This window comes from Pseudomonas sp. B21-028 (assembly GCF_024749045.1).
In the GTDB taxonomy this organism is placed as follows: domain Bacteria; phylum Pseudomonadota; class Gammaproteobacteria; order Pseudomonadales; family Pseudomonadaceae; genus Aquipseudomonas.
Map to the genome: position 1 here is coordinate 6,396,213 of NZ_CP087184.1, position 15,149 is coordinate 6,411,361.

9 protein-coding genes are annotated in these 15,149 nt (G+C 59.3%); 8 read left to right on the forward strand and 1 reads right to left on the reverse strand.

The genetic code is table 11. The features are described 5' to 3' along the window. Positions 1 to 161: 161 nt before the first annotated feature. From LOY35_RS27985 to LOY35_RS28010, 6 genes are all read left to right on the forward strand, one after another. Positions 162 to 524, forward strand: coding sequence for a DUF6124 family protein (locus tag LOY35_RS27985; protein ID WP_144928990.1), 363 nt, complete (start codon positions 162 to 164; stop codon positions 522 to 524). 242 nt (positions 525 to 766) lie between these two features. Continuing rightward, on the forward strand, positions 767 to 1,750 hold the full coding sequence (locus tag LOY35_RS27990; protein ID WP_258629366.1) for an AAA family ATPase: 984 nt from the start codon (positions 767 to 769) through the stop codon (positions 1,748 to 1,750). Positions 1,751 to 1,938: 188 nt separating this feature from the next. Further along, entirely contained in the window at positions 1,939 to 4,266 is a 2,328-nt protein-coding gene (locus tag LOY35_RS27995; RefSeq protein ID WP_258629368.1) for a S8 family peptidase, read from the forward strand. A 235-nt stretch (positions 4,267 to 4,501) separates the two neighbouring features. Beyond that, the gene (locus LOY35_RS28000) at positions 4,502 to 5,533 is read left to right on the forward strand and encodes a histone deacetylase family protein (protein ID WP_258629370.1); all 1,032 of its coding nucleotides are present in this window, start codon (positions 4,502 to 4,504) and stop codon (positions 5,531 to 5,533) included. 9 nt (positions 5,534 to 5,542) lie between these two features. Beyond that, complete coding sequence (locus LOY35_RS28005; protein ID WP_258629372.1) at positions 5,543 to 6,643, forward strand: polyamine ABC transporter substrate-binding protein; 1,101 nt, start codon at positions 5,543 to 5,545, stop codon at positions 6,641 to 6,643. Positions 6,644 to 7,673: 1,030 nt separating this feature from the next. Next, on the forward strand, positions 7,674 to 12,287 hold the full coding sequence (locus LOY35_RS28010) for a dermonecrotic toxin domain-containing protein (RefSeq protein WP_258629373.1): 4,614 nt from the start codon (positions 7,674 to 7,676) through the stop codon (positions 12,285 to 12,287). A 40-nt stretch (positions 12,288 to 12,327) separates the two neighbouring features. Here the strand turns inward: LOY35_RS28010 and LOY35_RS28015 are convergent, their stop codons facing one another. Beyond that, complete coding sequence (locus LOY35_RS28015; protein WP_258629374.1) at positions 12,328 to 13,953, reverse strand: PLP-dependent aminotransferase family protein; 1,626 nt, start codon at positions 13,951 to 13,953, stop codon at positions 12,328 to 12,330. A 100-nt stretch (positions 13,954 to 14,053) separates the two neighbouring features. Here LOY35_RS28015 and LOY35_RS28020 point away from each other — a divergent pair, with 100 nt between their 5' ends. Both LOY35_RS28020 and LOY35_RS28025 read left to right on the forward strand, forming a co-directional pair. Next, positions 14,054 to 14,695 carry an FMN-binding negative transcriptional regulator gene (locus LOY35_RS28020; protein WP_258629376.1) on the forward strand — a complete coding sequence of 214 codons (642 nt, stop codon included), beginning with the start codon at positions 14,054 to 14,056 and terminating at the stop codon, positions 14,693 to 14,695. Between the two features lie 2 nt (positions 14,696 to 14,697). Beyond that, complete coding sequence (locus LOY35_RS28025; RefSeq protein ID WP_258629377.1) at positions 14,698 to 15,144, forward strand: GNAT family N-acetyltransferase; 447 nt, start codon at positions 14,698 to 14,700, stop codon at positions 15,142 to 15,144. Positions 15,145 to 15,149 lie beyond the last annotated feature (5 nt).

Consider the following 15,149-nt stretch of genomic DNA (forward strand, 5'->3'; position numbering starts at 1 on the left):
AATGCCCCTGGCCTTGCATGCTCTTGTTATGACGGGTTGCGCAAGGATCCCCTCGGGGATGCCGGGTTCCTTTCGTTCCGGTCCGCCAACCTTGTGTAATCCGTCACCCCATCTGCTTGGCGGCAGACGGTGACGATTCCTCTTACGAAAGGAGCACCACCATGTTCAAGATCACCCCCAATCCTCCTGAAGCAGACCCCACCTCCCCCTACGCCGACGGCATCAACGCCCAAAAACTCGACGCCGCCGCCAAACGTGCCCTGGATTTCTACCTTTTACCGAAACCGGAAAAACCTGAAGCCACCACTCAACCGGGTCAGCTGTTCACCGTCGTAGAAGACGTCGACACCGAATGCCTGCTCGCCAACCTCAGCGAAACCCTGGCTTCGGCTGACGCGATGGTCAGTGATCTCGCATTCGAATTGGATGGCTCTCGCCGCCACGTTGCCCTTGGCATTCAGCAATTGATCGAGCTGAGTTCATTACTGGCGAACCGGGCGTTGGATAACGTTGAGCCGCGGTAGCTACAAAATTCCTACAATAAAAGCCCGACGCGTTGCGTCGGGCTTGCTTTCATCTGCTTGGCACCAGGCAATAATCGGCCAGAAGCAGCCATCATCCATTAATGAGTTCCGGTCAATCTAGGCGGCTCGACAATGAAACGCTCAGCCCAACACGGACCGCTACCAAGCAGCGGAAAAATTGATCCGATCAGGGCTAATCGCCTCTAAGCGGTTACACTACCGGCACAGCAGGATTGGACATTATGGCTAGCAGCGAACATCTAAAAGCGCTTCTGCGCTCACACATCAAGGGAGATGATGCCCATTTCCTGTCTGTCGCTATGCAGGTAGCGGCCCATGAAGCAAAACAGGGGCATGGAAAGCTTGCGGAAGACCTGCGAGCTCTCATCGACTCGGCCAAGAAGAATCGCATGCCCTTGAGCTCTCCGGTTCCGATCGGTCAACCACGGGGCGAGCTGGGCAATCTGCTGTCTGCCGCTCTACCTCGTACTCGATTTGCGGAAATGATTTTGGATGAGGCCACACACAATCGCTTAGCCCGGATCATCAATGAGCAGCGTAACTTCGAGAAGATCCGCGCTCACGGTTTATCGCCACGTCGCAAGCTCCTGCTTGTTGGCCCACCCGGTACCGGCAAGACCATGACCGCCTCCGCACTTGCTGGCGAATTAGGCATTCCTCTCTACGTTGTTCGACTAGACAGTCTCATTACCAAATTCATGGGGGAGACTGCTGCGAAGCTCCGACAGATCTTCGATGCCATACGCGATACTCGCGGCATCTATTTTTTTGACGAGTTCGATGCGATCGGTTCGCAACGCGGTCTGGCTAACGACGTAGGCGAGATTCGTCGCGTTCTGAACAGTTTCCTGCAAATGATTGAGCAGGATCAGTCCAACAGCCTAATCATTGCGGCCACCAACCACCCAGAAATTCTCGACTACGCCTTGTTCCGCCGTTTCGATGACGTTATCGAATACGGGCTTCCTAATCAGGAACAAACCAAAGCAGTGCTAAAGAATCGACTTGTTAATTTTTCGAAGTCGATTCGTAGCTGGGACAAGCTCTGCAAGATTGCAGAGGGGCTCAGCTACGCAGAGCTGGGAAAAGCAGCAGACGATGCGATCAAGGACGCGATCATTCAGGACCGCCCACAGGTCGACATCAAGGATGTGGAAAAGCACCTTGAAGAGCGCAAGGCTTTCCACGGGAGACAACGTTCTTAAGGAAGTAAAGCCTCTAAATGACGGAACCCAAGGCAGGACAGCGACCACACTTTCATTTCCAGGGAACGGGACAGCCAGAACGATTCCGTTCCACAGCATCCGCAAGCAGAGACCCACACTTCCCGCGTCAAGACCGAAACACACACGGTGCGGCCTTGCTTGGCCAACTGCGATCCGTTGACGCGCAGATGACCGAGGCCATTAACCTTCAACGCCAATCCGGTCGAGATAGTGGGTTTGGCCTGCAGATCGAGTTCAGAAGCTTCCCGGGATTCGAATTGGCCTTCGAGGGACTTGCCCGTGGAGCGCAACGCATCGAGTTGCTCAACTTTCGCCGTGACCGAAAGAACCATGTCGACATGGCGACAGTTTTCGTTCCTGATGGCCAGCTAAAGGCTTTTGAGAATCTTATACGCCAGTACCTAGAGGCGAACACGACCAAGGGGCAGCCACGCAATGCACCGCTGCTCAACCCCATCCAGGAGATCCGGTTCGCCGCGTTTAATGCACTGTGGACCGATGATCTCTCGGTGCTCCCTACAAACGATACTGATGCGATATGGTGGGAGTTCTGGTTGCCGGTCCGACAAGATCGCGAGGCCGTACTCAGTCGATTCCGCGCTATCGCAGAAGCCTCCGGCTTCAACACCTCGGACAAAACTCTTCACTTCCCTGAGCGCACGGTGCTGAACGTCTTCGCATCGAAGGCGGCAATTACCCAATCTATTCTGCTTCTCAATGAAGTCGCAGAAATTCGAAGGGCAAAGGAAACCGCAGAATTCTTCGACACTCTGCCCGCAATAGAGCAGCGCACATGGATCGATGAATTGCTCGTACGGACCGCTGCGGGCGATGAGAACAGCGTCCGCGTCTGTCTCCTCGACACTGGCGTGAACCCGGGACACCCACTTTTGGCTCCGCATGTTGGTCTCAACGATTTGCACAGCGTCGATCCAGCGTGGGGTATCCAGGACGACGTGGGGCACGGTACAGGTCTGGCTGGGCTCGCCCTTTATGGTGATCTGGTTGAGCCGCTATCGTCACAAAGTCCCATCACGATTGAGCATCGGGTCGAGTCGGTGAAGCTTCTGCAGACCGCCACGGGTAACCAGAAGGAGCCTTATGGTGCCCTCACCATGGCGGCAATTGCCTTACCAGAAATCGCAAAACCGAATGTGGCTCGGGTGTTCAGCATGGCCATTACAAGCACCGACTCTCGTGACCGCGGGCGTCCCTCTGCTTGGTCCGCAGCAGTCGATGGATTAGCCTCCGATGTTCTCGGCGAGCGGGCGAATCCACGGCTGATCGTAGTTTCGGCCGGTAATGCAGATCAGAATCAGGCGTTGCACTACCCAAACAGCAATGCTACTGACGGTATTCATGACCCTGGGCAATCCTGGAACGCGCTCTGCGTAGGGGCTTATACTCAAAAAGGCACAATTGACCCGCCTGATGTCACGTTGCAGCTAGTGGCGCCCACAGGAAGCCTGAGCCCTTACAGCACCACGTCGTTGACTTGGCAGCGCACCGCCTGGCCACTCAAGCCTGATGTGGTGTTCGAGGGCGGTAACTTGGTTAAGGACCAGTTGGCCGCTTACAACTACCCCTCCGTCTCCTTACTGACGACCTCCCACACTCCTGCTGTAAGGCTGCTCGACCTCACTAGAGCCACTAGCGCTGCTTCAGCATTGGCAGCTCGTATGGCCGCACAGATTTCGTCCAGGTACCCGGTCTTCTGGCCCGAAACTGTTCGGGCGTTAATGGTCCACTCTGCTGAGTGGACCGAACGCATGAAGCGCGACTTCTTGGGTGCAGGATCGAAAGCTGATTACGAGCGATTGGTGAAAACTTGCGGCTTTGGGGTGCCCAACCTGGGGCGAGCACTGTGGAGCGCCGGCGACTCGCTTACCTTGATTGTTGAGGACGAGCTGCAACCGTTCATGAAACCTATAAAGGGCAATCCCACAGCTCGCGACATGCATCTCCATGATCTGCCCTGGCCGACACAAGAATTACTCGATCTTGGCAACACCAACGTAGAGATGCGAGTGACACTTTCCTACTTCGTAGAGCCCAACCCAGGGGTCGTCGAGCGCGGTATCAAAGGACGTTACAGGTACGAGTCTCACGGTCTGCGGTTCGATGTAAGCCGTCCGACGGAAGAGAAGGCTCAGTTCCGGCAGCGTATAAACAAACGCGCACGCGACGAAGAAGACGGGATCTATCAGGGCGGTGGAACAGATCCGAACTGGATATTGGGACCCCAAACGCGGCACAGGGGCTCACTACACTCTGATATCTGGCGTGGTACCGCCGTTGAACTGGCCGACCGCAGCATGATCGGCATTTACCCGGCCCTCGGCTGGTGGAAGACCCTATTAAAGCAGGAGCGCTATAACGATCGTGCCCGGTACAGTCTCATTGTCTCAATCAAAACTGAGCAAGCCGACGTCGACCTCTATGCAGCGATCCAGAACGTGATTGCGGCTAGAACAGCGATTGTAAACCCTGTGTAAGTCGCCCTGGATTAGCCCAGTCATGCTCAGCCAAGCTGACATGAATGGGCTTTGCCACAAGGTCGGATCAGTCCGCAATCGCCCATATCCTGAACCCATGCCCCCACCAAAGAGCCATTTCCGGTCAAACCTTTTGGCCATTTCAATCCCCTTTTGGCCTCTCCCACCGTTCTCCTGAGCGCCACCCGCCGCAAGACTATCCTCAACCGATCAGTCCTCTTGCGGAGAACAACAAATGCTGACGATCTACTCAGACGATCACCACCTGCACCACGGCCGTTGCGAGCTCATGGACGGGCAGCTCATGCCCTGTTTCGAAATGCCCTCCCGCGCCGACCACGTGCTGGAACGGGTCAAGGCTCGCGCGCTGGGGCCGGTGGAAGCGCCAAAGGACTTCGGACTAGCCCCGATCCAGCGCATCCACACCCCCGCTTACTTGGAGTTCTTCAAAGGCGCCTGGGATCGCTGGGCCGAATACAACCGCGACGGCGACTTGCTGCCCTTCACCTGGCCGGCTCGCACCTTGCGCACGGTCATCCCGAAGAGCTTGCACGGCCAACTCGGTTATTACAGCTTCGACGGTGGCGCGCCGATCACCGCCGGCACCTGGCAGGCGGCTTATAGTGCGGCCCAGGTCGCCCTCACCGCCCAGGCCGAAATCCAACGGGGTGCGCGCAGTGCCTTTGCACTGTGTCGGCCGCCAGGGCATCACGCGGCCAGTGATCTGATGGGGGGTTATTGCTACCTCAACAACGCGGCCATCGCCGCCCAGGCTTTTCTCGACCAGGGCCGTGGGAAGGTCGCGATCCTCGATGTGGATTACCACCACGGCAATGGCACGCAGTCGATCTTCTATGAGCGCAGCGATGTGCTGTTCGCCTCGATCCATGGCCATCCGGAAGCCGAGTTCCCATTCTTCCTCGGTTATGCGGACGAACGCGGCGAAGGTGGCGGCGAAGGCTTCAACTTCAACTACCCTTTGCCCGCAGGCTCAGGCTGGGATACCTGGAGCGCCGCGCTGGAGCAAGCCTGCGGCGAAACCCAACGCTACGACGCCGATGTCATCGTCGTCTCGCTGGGCGTGGACACCTTCAAGGACGATCCGATTTCACAGTTCAAGCTCGACAGCCCGGATTACCTGGCGATGGGCAAGCGCATCGCGGCACTCGGCAAGCCGACGCTGTTCGTGATGGAAGGCGGCTATGCGGTGGCAGAAATCGGCATCAATGCCGTAAACGTTCTCGAAGGTTTTCAAAGCGCCCAATGAGGAAAGAACATGAAAAGACTCAAGCGTTGGATGGTTCCCGCCCTCTGCACTGCGCTGCTGTGTAGCGCCGCCCAGGCCGAAGAGCGGACCTTGCGCGTCTACAACTGGTTCGACTACATCACGCCCAAGGCCTTGGAAGATTTCAAGGCGCAGAACAGTCAGGTCAAGTTGGTCTACGACATCTTCGATACCAATGAGGCCTTGGAGGCCAAGTTACTGACCGGTAATTCCGGCTATGACGTAGTGGTGCCTTCCAATGTGTTCCTTGCCAAGCAGATCGAGGCCGGTGTGTTCCAGCCGCTGGACCGCAGCAAGTTGCCGAACTGGAACCACCTCGATCCCAAGTTGATGAAGTTGATCGAGGCCAACGATCCGGACAACAAATTCGCCGTGCCGTACATGTACGGAACCATTCTGATCGGCTTCAATCCGGACAAGGTCAAGGCGGCCCTGGGTGACAACGCGCCGGTGGACAGTTGGGATCTGATCTTCAAGGAGGAGAACATCAGCAAGCTCAAGCAGTGCGGCGTGGCGCTGCTGGATTCGCCTTCGGAAATCCTGCCCCTGGCCTTGCAGCAACTGGGGCTGGACCCCAACAGCAAGCAGCCGGCGGACTATGCCAAGGCCGAGGCGTTGATGATGAAGATCCGGCCGCACATTACGTATTTCCATTCTTCCAAGTACATGGCGGATATCGCCAATGGCGACATTTGCGTGGCGGTTGGGTATTCCGGGAGTTTTTCCCAGGCGGCCAATCGGGCCAAGGATGCCAAGAACGGTGTGACGGTGGACATGCGCCTGCCCAAGGAAGGCGCGCCGATCTGGTTCGACATGCTTGCCATTCCAAAAGGGGCGAAGAATCCGGATGACGCGTACACCTTCATCAACTACTTGCTGCAACCAGAGGTAATTGCGCCGGTAAGTGATTTCGTGGGTTATCCGAATCCGAACAAGGATGCTACCGAGAAAGTGGATCCGGCGATTCGTGGCAATCCCAACCTGTACCCGACGGAAGCGGCCATGGCGACCCTGTATACCTTGCAGCCTTTGCCGAGGGATGCCGAACGGGCGCGGACGCGTGCCTGGACCCGGATCAAATCGGGTCAATGACCAAGGGACCTGCTCGCGATGGCGGTGGGTCAGTTATCGGCGATGCTGGATTTGCCGACTCGTTCGCGAGCAGGCTCGCTCCCACAGGGTCTGCGGCGTGCATGAATATTGAGTACGCCGCCAACCCCATTGTGGGAGCGAGCCTGCTCGCGATGGCGGTGGATCAGTTACCGGCGATGATGGATTTGCCGACGCGTTCGCGAGCAGGCTCGCTCCCACAGGGTCTGCGGCGTGCATGAATATTGAGTACGCCGCCAACCCCATTGTGGGAGCGAGCCTGCTCGCGATGGCGGTGGGTCAGTTATCGGCGATGCTGGATTTGCCGACGCGTTCGCGAGCAAGCTCGCTCCCACAGGGTCTGCGACGTGCATGAATATTGAGTACGCCGCCAACCCCATTGTGGGAGCGAGCCTGCTCGCGATGGCGGTGGGTCAGTTACCGGCGATGATGGATTTGCCGACGCGTTCGCGAGCAAGCCCGCTCCCACAGGGTCTGCGGCGTGCATGAATATTGAGTACGCCGCCAACCCCATTGTGGGAGCGAGCCTGCTCGCGATGGCGGTGGGTCAGTTATCGGCGATGCTGGATTTGCCGACGCGTTCGCGAGCAAGCCCGCTCCCACAGGGTCTGCGACGTGCATGAATATTGAGTACGCCGCCAACCCCATTGTGGGAGCGAGCCTGCTCGCGATGGCGGTGGGTCAGTTACCGGCGATGCTGGATGTGCCGATGTCATCGCGAGCAGGCTCGCTCCCACAGGGTCTGCGGCGTGCATGAATATTGAGTACGCCACCAACCCCATTGTGGGAGCGAACCTGCTCGCGATGGCGGTGGGTCAGTTATCGCGATGCTGGATGTGCCGACGCGTTCGCGAGCAAGCCCGCTCCCACAGAATCGAGATTGGAAGCGTCTGGCCCTTAACGACACAAGCAATACATAGTTACCACCTCCTCTGTTTCTCGCCCCACTAGCATGGATATCCCGAAGCGTTCGGCTTCGGGATTCCATTCATCGCGAGACAGGGAGACTCAGATGACAACCACTTCTACCACCACGCCCTCCGAGGCCGACACCAACCCCAGGGATGCTGTACTCAACCAATTGCTCGCCGGGCCCACATACCCGGAGGTCGCGTCCATACTTCTGCGCGACGGCCTCAAGAAGCTCTATCCCGCGCTGAACCTAGACCCACACAACACCGTGGTCGGCGAACCGAGCTGGGAGATTGTCGACGACGAAATCGTGCGACGCCCGACCCGCTATGAAACCCTTGCCGAAATGCTGGCCGGCCTGGTGAACGAAAAAAGCGACCCGATGCTGCTGATCGAAGGGCTGCATTACCTGACCCAGCTGCCACTGACGTCCCCGGATGTGCATTTGCCGGTGCGTATCGACCAGATCGGGCGCTTGATCAATGAACTGGTGCCGGCCATGTTGACGGCCTGCCAGGAACAACAACTGGCGTACTGGAACGCATCACTTGGCGAGTCCGGCCCACGCTGGCATGAACTCTCCAGCGCCCTGCGCAAGGCGTGGAACGTCAAGCGCGTCGAGGGCTGGACGGCAGCTGAATGCGACATGGCCAGGCAGTTGTTTCAGTACCCCGACCGCAAGGACCGCAAGGAAAGCGACCCTTATGACTCCCACGCCTATCTGATCGACGTCGATAAGGTGGATGGTCCCGAGGTGACCCGCCTGGGCGACAATTCAATCGTAGTGCTGATCGGCACCATCGAAGGCAAGGAGGTCATCCTCAAGTACTCGATCGTCAACGGTTACGAGAAGTACGATTCACAGCACGCCCTGGGCCAATCCCTCCCGGCCCATTTCGGTACGGCCACCTACCGCAAAATCCAGTGGCGGCTGTTTGAGCCCGACGGCAACATTTTCGATCACAAGGCCTGCGGGATGATTGCCGAGCAGGTCAAGGTCATCGGCACTTCTCCGCAGACATGGGTGACGTACGAGCCTCCTGTCAACGGCGAAGAAGCCGATGAGGACGCGCTCGTGGCCTGGTTCCAGAAACAAATGCCCCATTGGCTGCTGGAGGCCTCGCCGTCCGATCAGACGCTGTTTGCCCAGCACATGAAAAACCTGTCGATATTGAATCAGTCCCATGTCGGCAAAACCTATCTGGATGGAATTCCTGCCATCAAGGACTATGCGTTGAGCGAGCTGAAAAAGCAGATGGTCTCGGACCACCCCGATGCCTCGACGCTCGACCTGAATGAAATCGAATTCGAAGTGCGCAGCCCCGTTATCTGGGGAAGCTTCGTCGTGCCCGGAAAGATCGACACCACCCGCTTCAGCCTCGTTGAGCTCGCCTTGCAGAACCTGATTGCGCTTCCCCTGGGCGACAAAACCGTCCAGTCCCTGGGCGAGGCCGAGTTGCCCGAATGGATGACCGTGGCCTACATCGAGAACCTCATCACCCAAGTCGATATCGGTCGCACTTACCTCGAACTGGTCAAGGGCAAACTGCTCGACGATCCGGCAGAGTCGAGCCGCCGCGAAAAGCTGTACACCTCGCAGTTGCGCATCCAGCTGCCGATGCTGGCGCTGGAATGCAAAATTCGTGGGGAAGGACACCTGGACGACAGGGGGTACCGCTACGTCGCCGCGCTGATGGAAGCTGACGAAGCCGATCGCCAGGTGGACGGAAAAACCATTGTCGTGCGCCAACTGGCCTTCGTACCCGAACTGCAACTGGGTGACTCGGAAGACGTCGTGACCAATATGTTCGTCATCGGCCCCGAGGACGCGAGCGCCGGGCCTTGCCTGCTGTATCGCCCCATGCTGGAGCCGCAGTTGAGCCAGTACCCCTCGTTCAGCAATCTGTTGTATGCGATCAGGCAAATCCCTTCGTTACGCCAATCGGTGCTGGCCTGGCTGCCCGATGGGGTGCGTAACGATTACGGCCGATTGGTTTTCCCGGACCTGCTGCCCTCTCCCTGGAGCATCGTGGCGTTCGTTGCCGACCCTCTGACCTCTCTGGTGTATAGCGGCCCCGTCAGTTTGACCGACAAAACCCTGGGGACGGATTTCCTGCCGCAATTGTTCAAAGCCAATGCCGATGCCCTGGTCGAGCTGGCCGACCGGCAATCGGTGTCCAACCAGGAAAATCGCTGGGAAACCTTCAAGCGGGCAGGCTGGCTGATGTTCAACCTGACCCTGCCTTACCTGGGAACCGCTGTAGGCACCGCGGCCTGGCTCTGGCAGATCCTGGACGATGTCGATGCGTTGACGCAGACCAGACCAGAGGCCGAGCGACCGGCCAAGTGGGAGGCGTTCACTGACCTGCTGCTGAATATTGCGCTGGCGATCATTACCCACGCCATCGACCGCGCCAGGGCTGCCAGGAGTCCGCATCGGGCAAAAGCCTCGCCAGAGGTGCGCGAACTGGAAAACCTGCCAAAACCCCCCCATAAACTGGTGATAGAGCAGCTCGGAGCGCTTGCGAATACGTCGCTGCCGACCGAGCACTACCAGACCATCCGTTCCGTTGGCGCCTTGATGGGCAGATCGCGGGAAAGCGCACGGTTTATCGACACCTTCAGCATCGACGAGCCCGCAGATCCGGGCGAGCTTCAAACCGAGGGCACGCTCAAGGGGCTCTACGAACAGATGGGAGACTGGCACGCAAAAATGGCGGGCAAGTGGTTCAAGGTGCGGGTCGAAGGCGAGCTGGTTTCTATCGTCGACGGAAAAAACCCTGCCCGCGAGGGCCCTCCCCTGATGGGTGATGCCCACGGCAAATGGCACATCGATACACGCCTGCGGATACGCGGCAGCGGCTCCAAAGGCGTCAGGCGCAAAGTCATCGCCGACGCGCAACGGCGTCGGATTGATCTGCTGGCTTCACTGAATCAATTCGAAGAGAAGAAGCCGCAGAGTCAGAAAATCCTGACAATGCACGCCAAGGCCATGGACGAGGCGTCGGGCGCTGCCAGGGAAGTCAAACGCGATGTGTATGTCACCACGCTGAAAACCCAGCGGGCAAACTACGAGCAAGCGTTGCGAACGCTGATGGAATGGCCACTTTTCCAGTCAAGGCCCGACTACCCTCGCACCCGGCTCGGCTACCTCAATGCCCAGGTTAACTTCACGTTCGCCGAAATGGAGGCGCTCCAGGAACGCTTCATCCCGGCCTTGAGCAAAGCCAAGGGCATGATCACGTCCGGGGTCAAGGTGCTGGAGCAACAACACATTGACGCCGCCGAGAACATGGTCAGCGTCGGTGACGACATGATCGAGCGCCTGGACTACATGGAGACGCGCTTCACCGAACTGAAGAACATCGGCTATGAAGGCTTCGAATTCATCCGCCGGCACCGTAAGAAGATGCCGATCTATACGGCCGCCGATCTTCGCCTGATCAAGATCGATATGTTTCGTCACCTGTGCCTGACACTGGAAAGTGTCGAGTCGATGCCCGAAGGCTGGGAAGCGCTCAACCAGGTTGTCGATAACGCCACGGTGGCGTACCAAAGCCTGCGCGATGCGATCGATGAGCGCAGCGTGATCCGGCTGGATGAGCGGATCGACGCATTCGGCAGCCTGGCCGAACAGTTCGCCGCCATCGACGAACACCTCGACTATCTGAACAACGAGTACAAGGGCAGCGTGCGTCAGCCCCAACTCGCACGACTGCGCTCGGGGATCGCTACGCTTGAACAATGGACACTGCGTCACCTGGCGACCGCCCTCGATGAAAGAAGGGATCGGCGGAACGCGGGTTCCCCGTATGAGCAACGCCCCAGGCCGAGGAAAAAGTTCATCCGGGCGCGCTTCTGGGGCCTGGTCAGCGGCGAGCCGCGTTTATCCCGATCGATGGAGGAAACCGATTGGCTCGATGTAAAGAACCCGTTCTCGGGAGACATCATCGTCACGTTCCATCGCAAGGAAACCGGCGAATGGATCCCGCATATGAAAGCCGACGCCACGCCCCCCGTCGTCCCGGCGCTGGACGTCAGCATCACGAAGGGCAACGACCTGATCAACGGCCTGACGGCGTTCAAGGCGCAAATAGAGGAAACCGTGAACCAGCCTGGCAAGACACCTGCCGGCATCGGGATGATCCTCAATGCCCACGCGGGCAGGATGGAGAAAGTCAGTGCGGCCATCAAAAGAGCCCTCGACCAGGCCCAAGGCGTGGCATCGAACGAAACGTTCGAACTGCCGCAAGAGCAGCGACGTTCGGCCGAAACCTTGCGCGCGCGGCTCGAGAAGGAAGCGAGCGCCCTTTATGTCCTGGGCTTCGAAACCGTCCTGAATGTCATCAAACAGCGCCCGCCGACCATGAGCAGCATCATATGGCTTAAAAGTCGCAACCTGATTTCCATCACCAAACAGAAGAGCCGGCAACGCATCAAGTATCCGCCCTATGGCTTTCTCGACCGGTATGAGATCAAGGACCTGAAAACCGGTAAAGCGCTCTGGTTTGCGGACTTCCGTTACTCGACAAACTGGGTACCCACCTACACATTCCTTTCCGCACGCTTGAAAACCGTTGCCCAAGCCAATCACAGGACCACCGTCATTGCCGGCACCGAATCCCTCACCCAACGTCAACTGATCGACCATTACCGCGCTGAAATCGCCGTGGATCAGGCCAAGGACGTGTTCTTTGGAAAAACGCGGCCATAGATGCACAGCCGGGCATCTGCCGATGCCCGGCCTTCACACATCAGCTCTTCCAGGCGTTCACCAGACTCGCCAGCGCGGTGGCGATCGCCGCAGGTGGCACCGCTGCAAATCCCAGCACCAGTCCACCACGCACTGGCGAAGTGGTGGTGGGCAACCAGTAGTTGCTCAAACCGTTGACTTCAACCCCCACCGCCGTCGCCCGGGCGATCAGTTCGCGCTCACGTTCGATACTGTCCACCGGCACCGTGACGTGCAGCCCGGCCACGACGGTCGGCATGACGCCGACACCCGCGATGTTTTTTGGCCAGCCCGCCAGCAGCGCATCACGCCGCGCCAATGCGGCCCGCCGCATACGCCTGATGTGACGCTGGAAATGCCCCGCCGCCATGAACTCCGCCATCACCGCCTGGGTGCTGACTTCGGAGTGGCGCACATCCACGGCACGGCGACGGGCAAAGGCGTCCACCAGGCCGGGAGGCAACACCAGATAGCCCAAGCGCAAGGCCGGGAACGCCACCTTGCCGAACGTCCCGACGTAGAGCACCCGCCCCTGACGGTCCAGAGCGGCCAACGGCGCCAGCGGCGCGCCGCTGTAGCGGTACTCGCCATCATAGTCGTCCTCGACGACCCAGCCGTCGTTGCGCTCGGCCCAGGCCAGCAACTCCAGCCGCCGCGCGAGGCTCATGACCACCCCGGTGGGGTATTGGTGGGACGGCGTCACATAAGCCAGCCGACAGGCATTCAACGAGGCGAGCGCGGTGCAGTCCAGGCCATCGCCGTCCACCGGCACGCCTTGCACGTCGGCACCGGCAACGGCAAAGGCATGCCCGGCTGCGCGGTAGCCCGGGTTTTCCACTGCCACGACGTCGCCAGGGTCCACCAGCAGCTGTGCACAAAGGCTGATGCCCTGCTGCGCGCCACTGGTGATCACAATTTGCTCAGCCGTGCAGTGCAAGCCACGGGAACTGCGCAAATAAGCCGCGATCAACCCACGCAAACGCGCATCACCTTGGGAGTCGCCATAACACAGCTGCTGCAAGTCCGGTTTGCGCCAGAAAGCCGCGTTCAGCTTGGCCCAGACGTCAAAAGGAAACAGATCGAAAGCCGGAACGCCCACCCGAAACGCTCGCGGCGGACCACTGGGAGGCGGCGGCAAATGGTGATTTTCGACCCGTTCCAAGGCGCCACTGTGGATAACTTTACTGGATGAAATCACAGGCAAATCCAGCCAGTCTGTGGATAACCCCGTGGATAAGCCTGTTGAAAACCCTGTGGACACTTTTGTGGATATGTTTTCCGGCGTAGACCCCATCGCGAGCAGGCTCGCTCCCACAGGGGCACCCTTTCCAACGTGGGAGCGAGCCTGCTCGCGATGAGGCCGGCCCAGCATGAGAGAAGACAGCTCCGCCACATAGGTGCCATCCCCCACCCGCCCCTCGATAAAACCCTCGGCATAGAGCTGGTCATAGGCCCGGACCACGCTGTTACGTGAAATCGACAACGCCGCCGCCAGGTCACGACTGGCCGGTAGCCGCGTGCCGCTACCCAACCGTCCATCCAGCACCCGCGCCCGCAGTGCCTGGTAAAGCTGGCGGCTGAGGCCCTGGCGACGATCCAGCTCGATTCCCGCAGGGTTGAACGACAGTGGCGGCACGGTGTTGCTCATGACAACCCTCGCAAATGGACCTATCGAATTGGTCTTAAGTGGCTCTTACAACAGACCAATAGCCTGCCTACGATGCTCGCATTCGCCAAGGAAAATCGTCATGTACAACCCCAAAGCCTTTGCCGTCGAAGACCTGTCCCAATTGCACCGGATGATGGAAGCGTGTCGCCTGGCCCTGCTGGTCACCCATGGCGAGCATGGCTTGCAGGCCAGCCACCTGCCGCTGGTGCTGGACACCCGGCAAGGCCCCAACGGCAGCCTCTACGGGCATATGGCCCGGGCCAATCCACAATGGCGCGATCTGGAGGCCGGGGCCGAGGCGCTGGTGATATTTGCCGGGGCCGATGCCTACGTCAGCCCGGCTTTCTACCCCGGCAAGGCCGAACACGGCAAAGTCGTGCCGACCTGGAACTACGAGGCGGTACACGCCTATGGCAGCGCCGAAGTGTTCAGCGATGCTCATCGTGTGCGCAATCTGGTGAGCGCCCTCACCGACCGCCACGAAAGCGGCCGCGCCCAGCCATGGAGCCTCGACGATGCGCCGGCGGAGTACATCGACAGCATGCTCAAGGCCATCGTCGGCTTCGCCCTGCCCATCCAGCGCCTGGAAGGCAAGCGCAAACTCAGCCAGAACCGCGCTCCCGCCGACGCCGCAGGCGTGCGCCGGGAATTGGCGGCCAGCCAGGATCCCCAGGACCAAGCCGTCGCGCGCCTGATGTCCGACTTTTCGACCAAGGAGTGACCATGAGCCAGATCCAGATCCGCCCCGTTACCGCCGACGATCACGCCGCGTGGCTGCCGTTGTGGCAGGCCTACCTGACGTTCTACAAGACCGAATTGCCGGCGGCGGTCAGCCAAAGCACCTGGCAACGCTTGCTCGATGAGCGCGAGCCGACCCACGGGGCCCTGGCCTGGCGCGGCGACACAGCCATCGGCCTGGTGCACTTCATTTACCATCGGTCCAATTGGAGCCTCGAGAACTCCTGCTATCTGCAGGACCTGCTGGTCACGGAGCAAAGCCGCGGCACCGGTGTCGGCCGCCAGCTCATCGAGTTTGTCTACGCCACCGCCAAGGCCGATGGTTGCTGCAAAGTGCACTGGTTGACCCACGAGACCAACGCCACGGCGATCCAGCTCTACGAGCGCATCGCCGAACGTCCCGGCTACATCCAATTTCGCCAAGCCTTGTAAGGAGC

Bases quoted from the DNA above. Each gene is read 5' to 3' on its own strand.
- LOY35_RS27990 (WP_258629366.1), top strand. From the start codon at position 767: ATGGCTAGCAGCGAACATCTAAAAGCGCTTCTGCGCTCACACATCAAG.
- LOY35_RS28005 (WP_258629372.1), top strand. From the start codon at position 5,543: ATGAAAAGACTCAAGCGTTGGATGGTTCCCGCCCTCTGCACTGCGCTG.
- LOY35_RS28020 (WP_258629376.1), top strand. From the start codon at position 14,054: ATGTACAACCCCAAAGCCTTTGCCGTCGAAGACCTGTCCCAATTGCAC.
- LOY35_RS28025 (WP_258629377.1), top strand. From the start codon at position 14,698: ATGAGCCAGATCCAGATCCGCCCCGTTACCGCCGACGATCACGCCGCG.
- LOY35_RS28015 (WP_258629374.1), bottom strand. From the start codon at position 13,953: ATGAGCAACACCGTGCCGCCACTGTCGTTCAACCCTGCGGGAATCGAG.
- LOY35_RS27995 (WP_258629368.1), top strand. From the start codon at position 1,939: ATGACCGAGGCCATTAACCTTCAACGCCAATCCGGTCGAGATAGTGGG.
- LOY35_RS28010 (WP_258629373.1), top strand. From the start codon at position 7,674: ATGACAACCACTTCTACCACCACGCCCTCCGAGGCCGACACCAACCCC.
- LOY35_RS27985 (WP_144928990.1), top strand. From the start codon at position 162: ATGTTCAAGATCACCCCCAATCCTCCTGAAGCAGACCCCACCTCCCCC.
- LOY35_RS28000 (WP_258629370.1), top strand. From the start codon at position 4,502: ATGCTGACGATCTACTCAGACGATCACCACCTGCACCACGGCCGTTGC.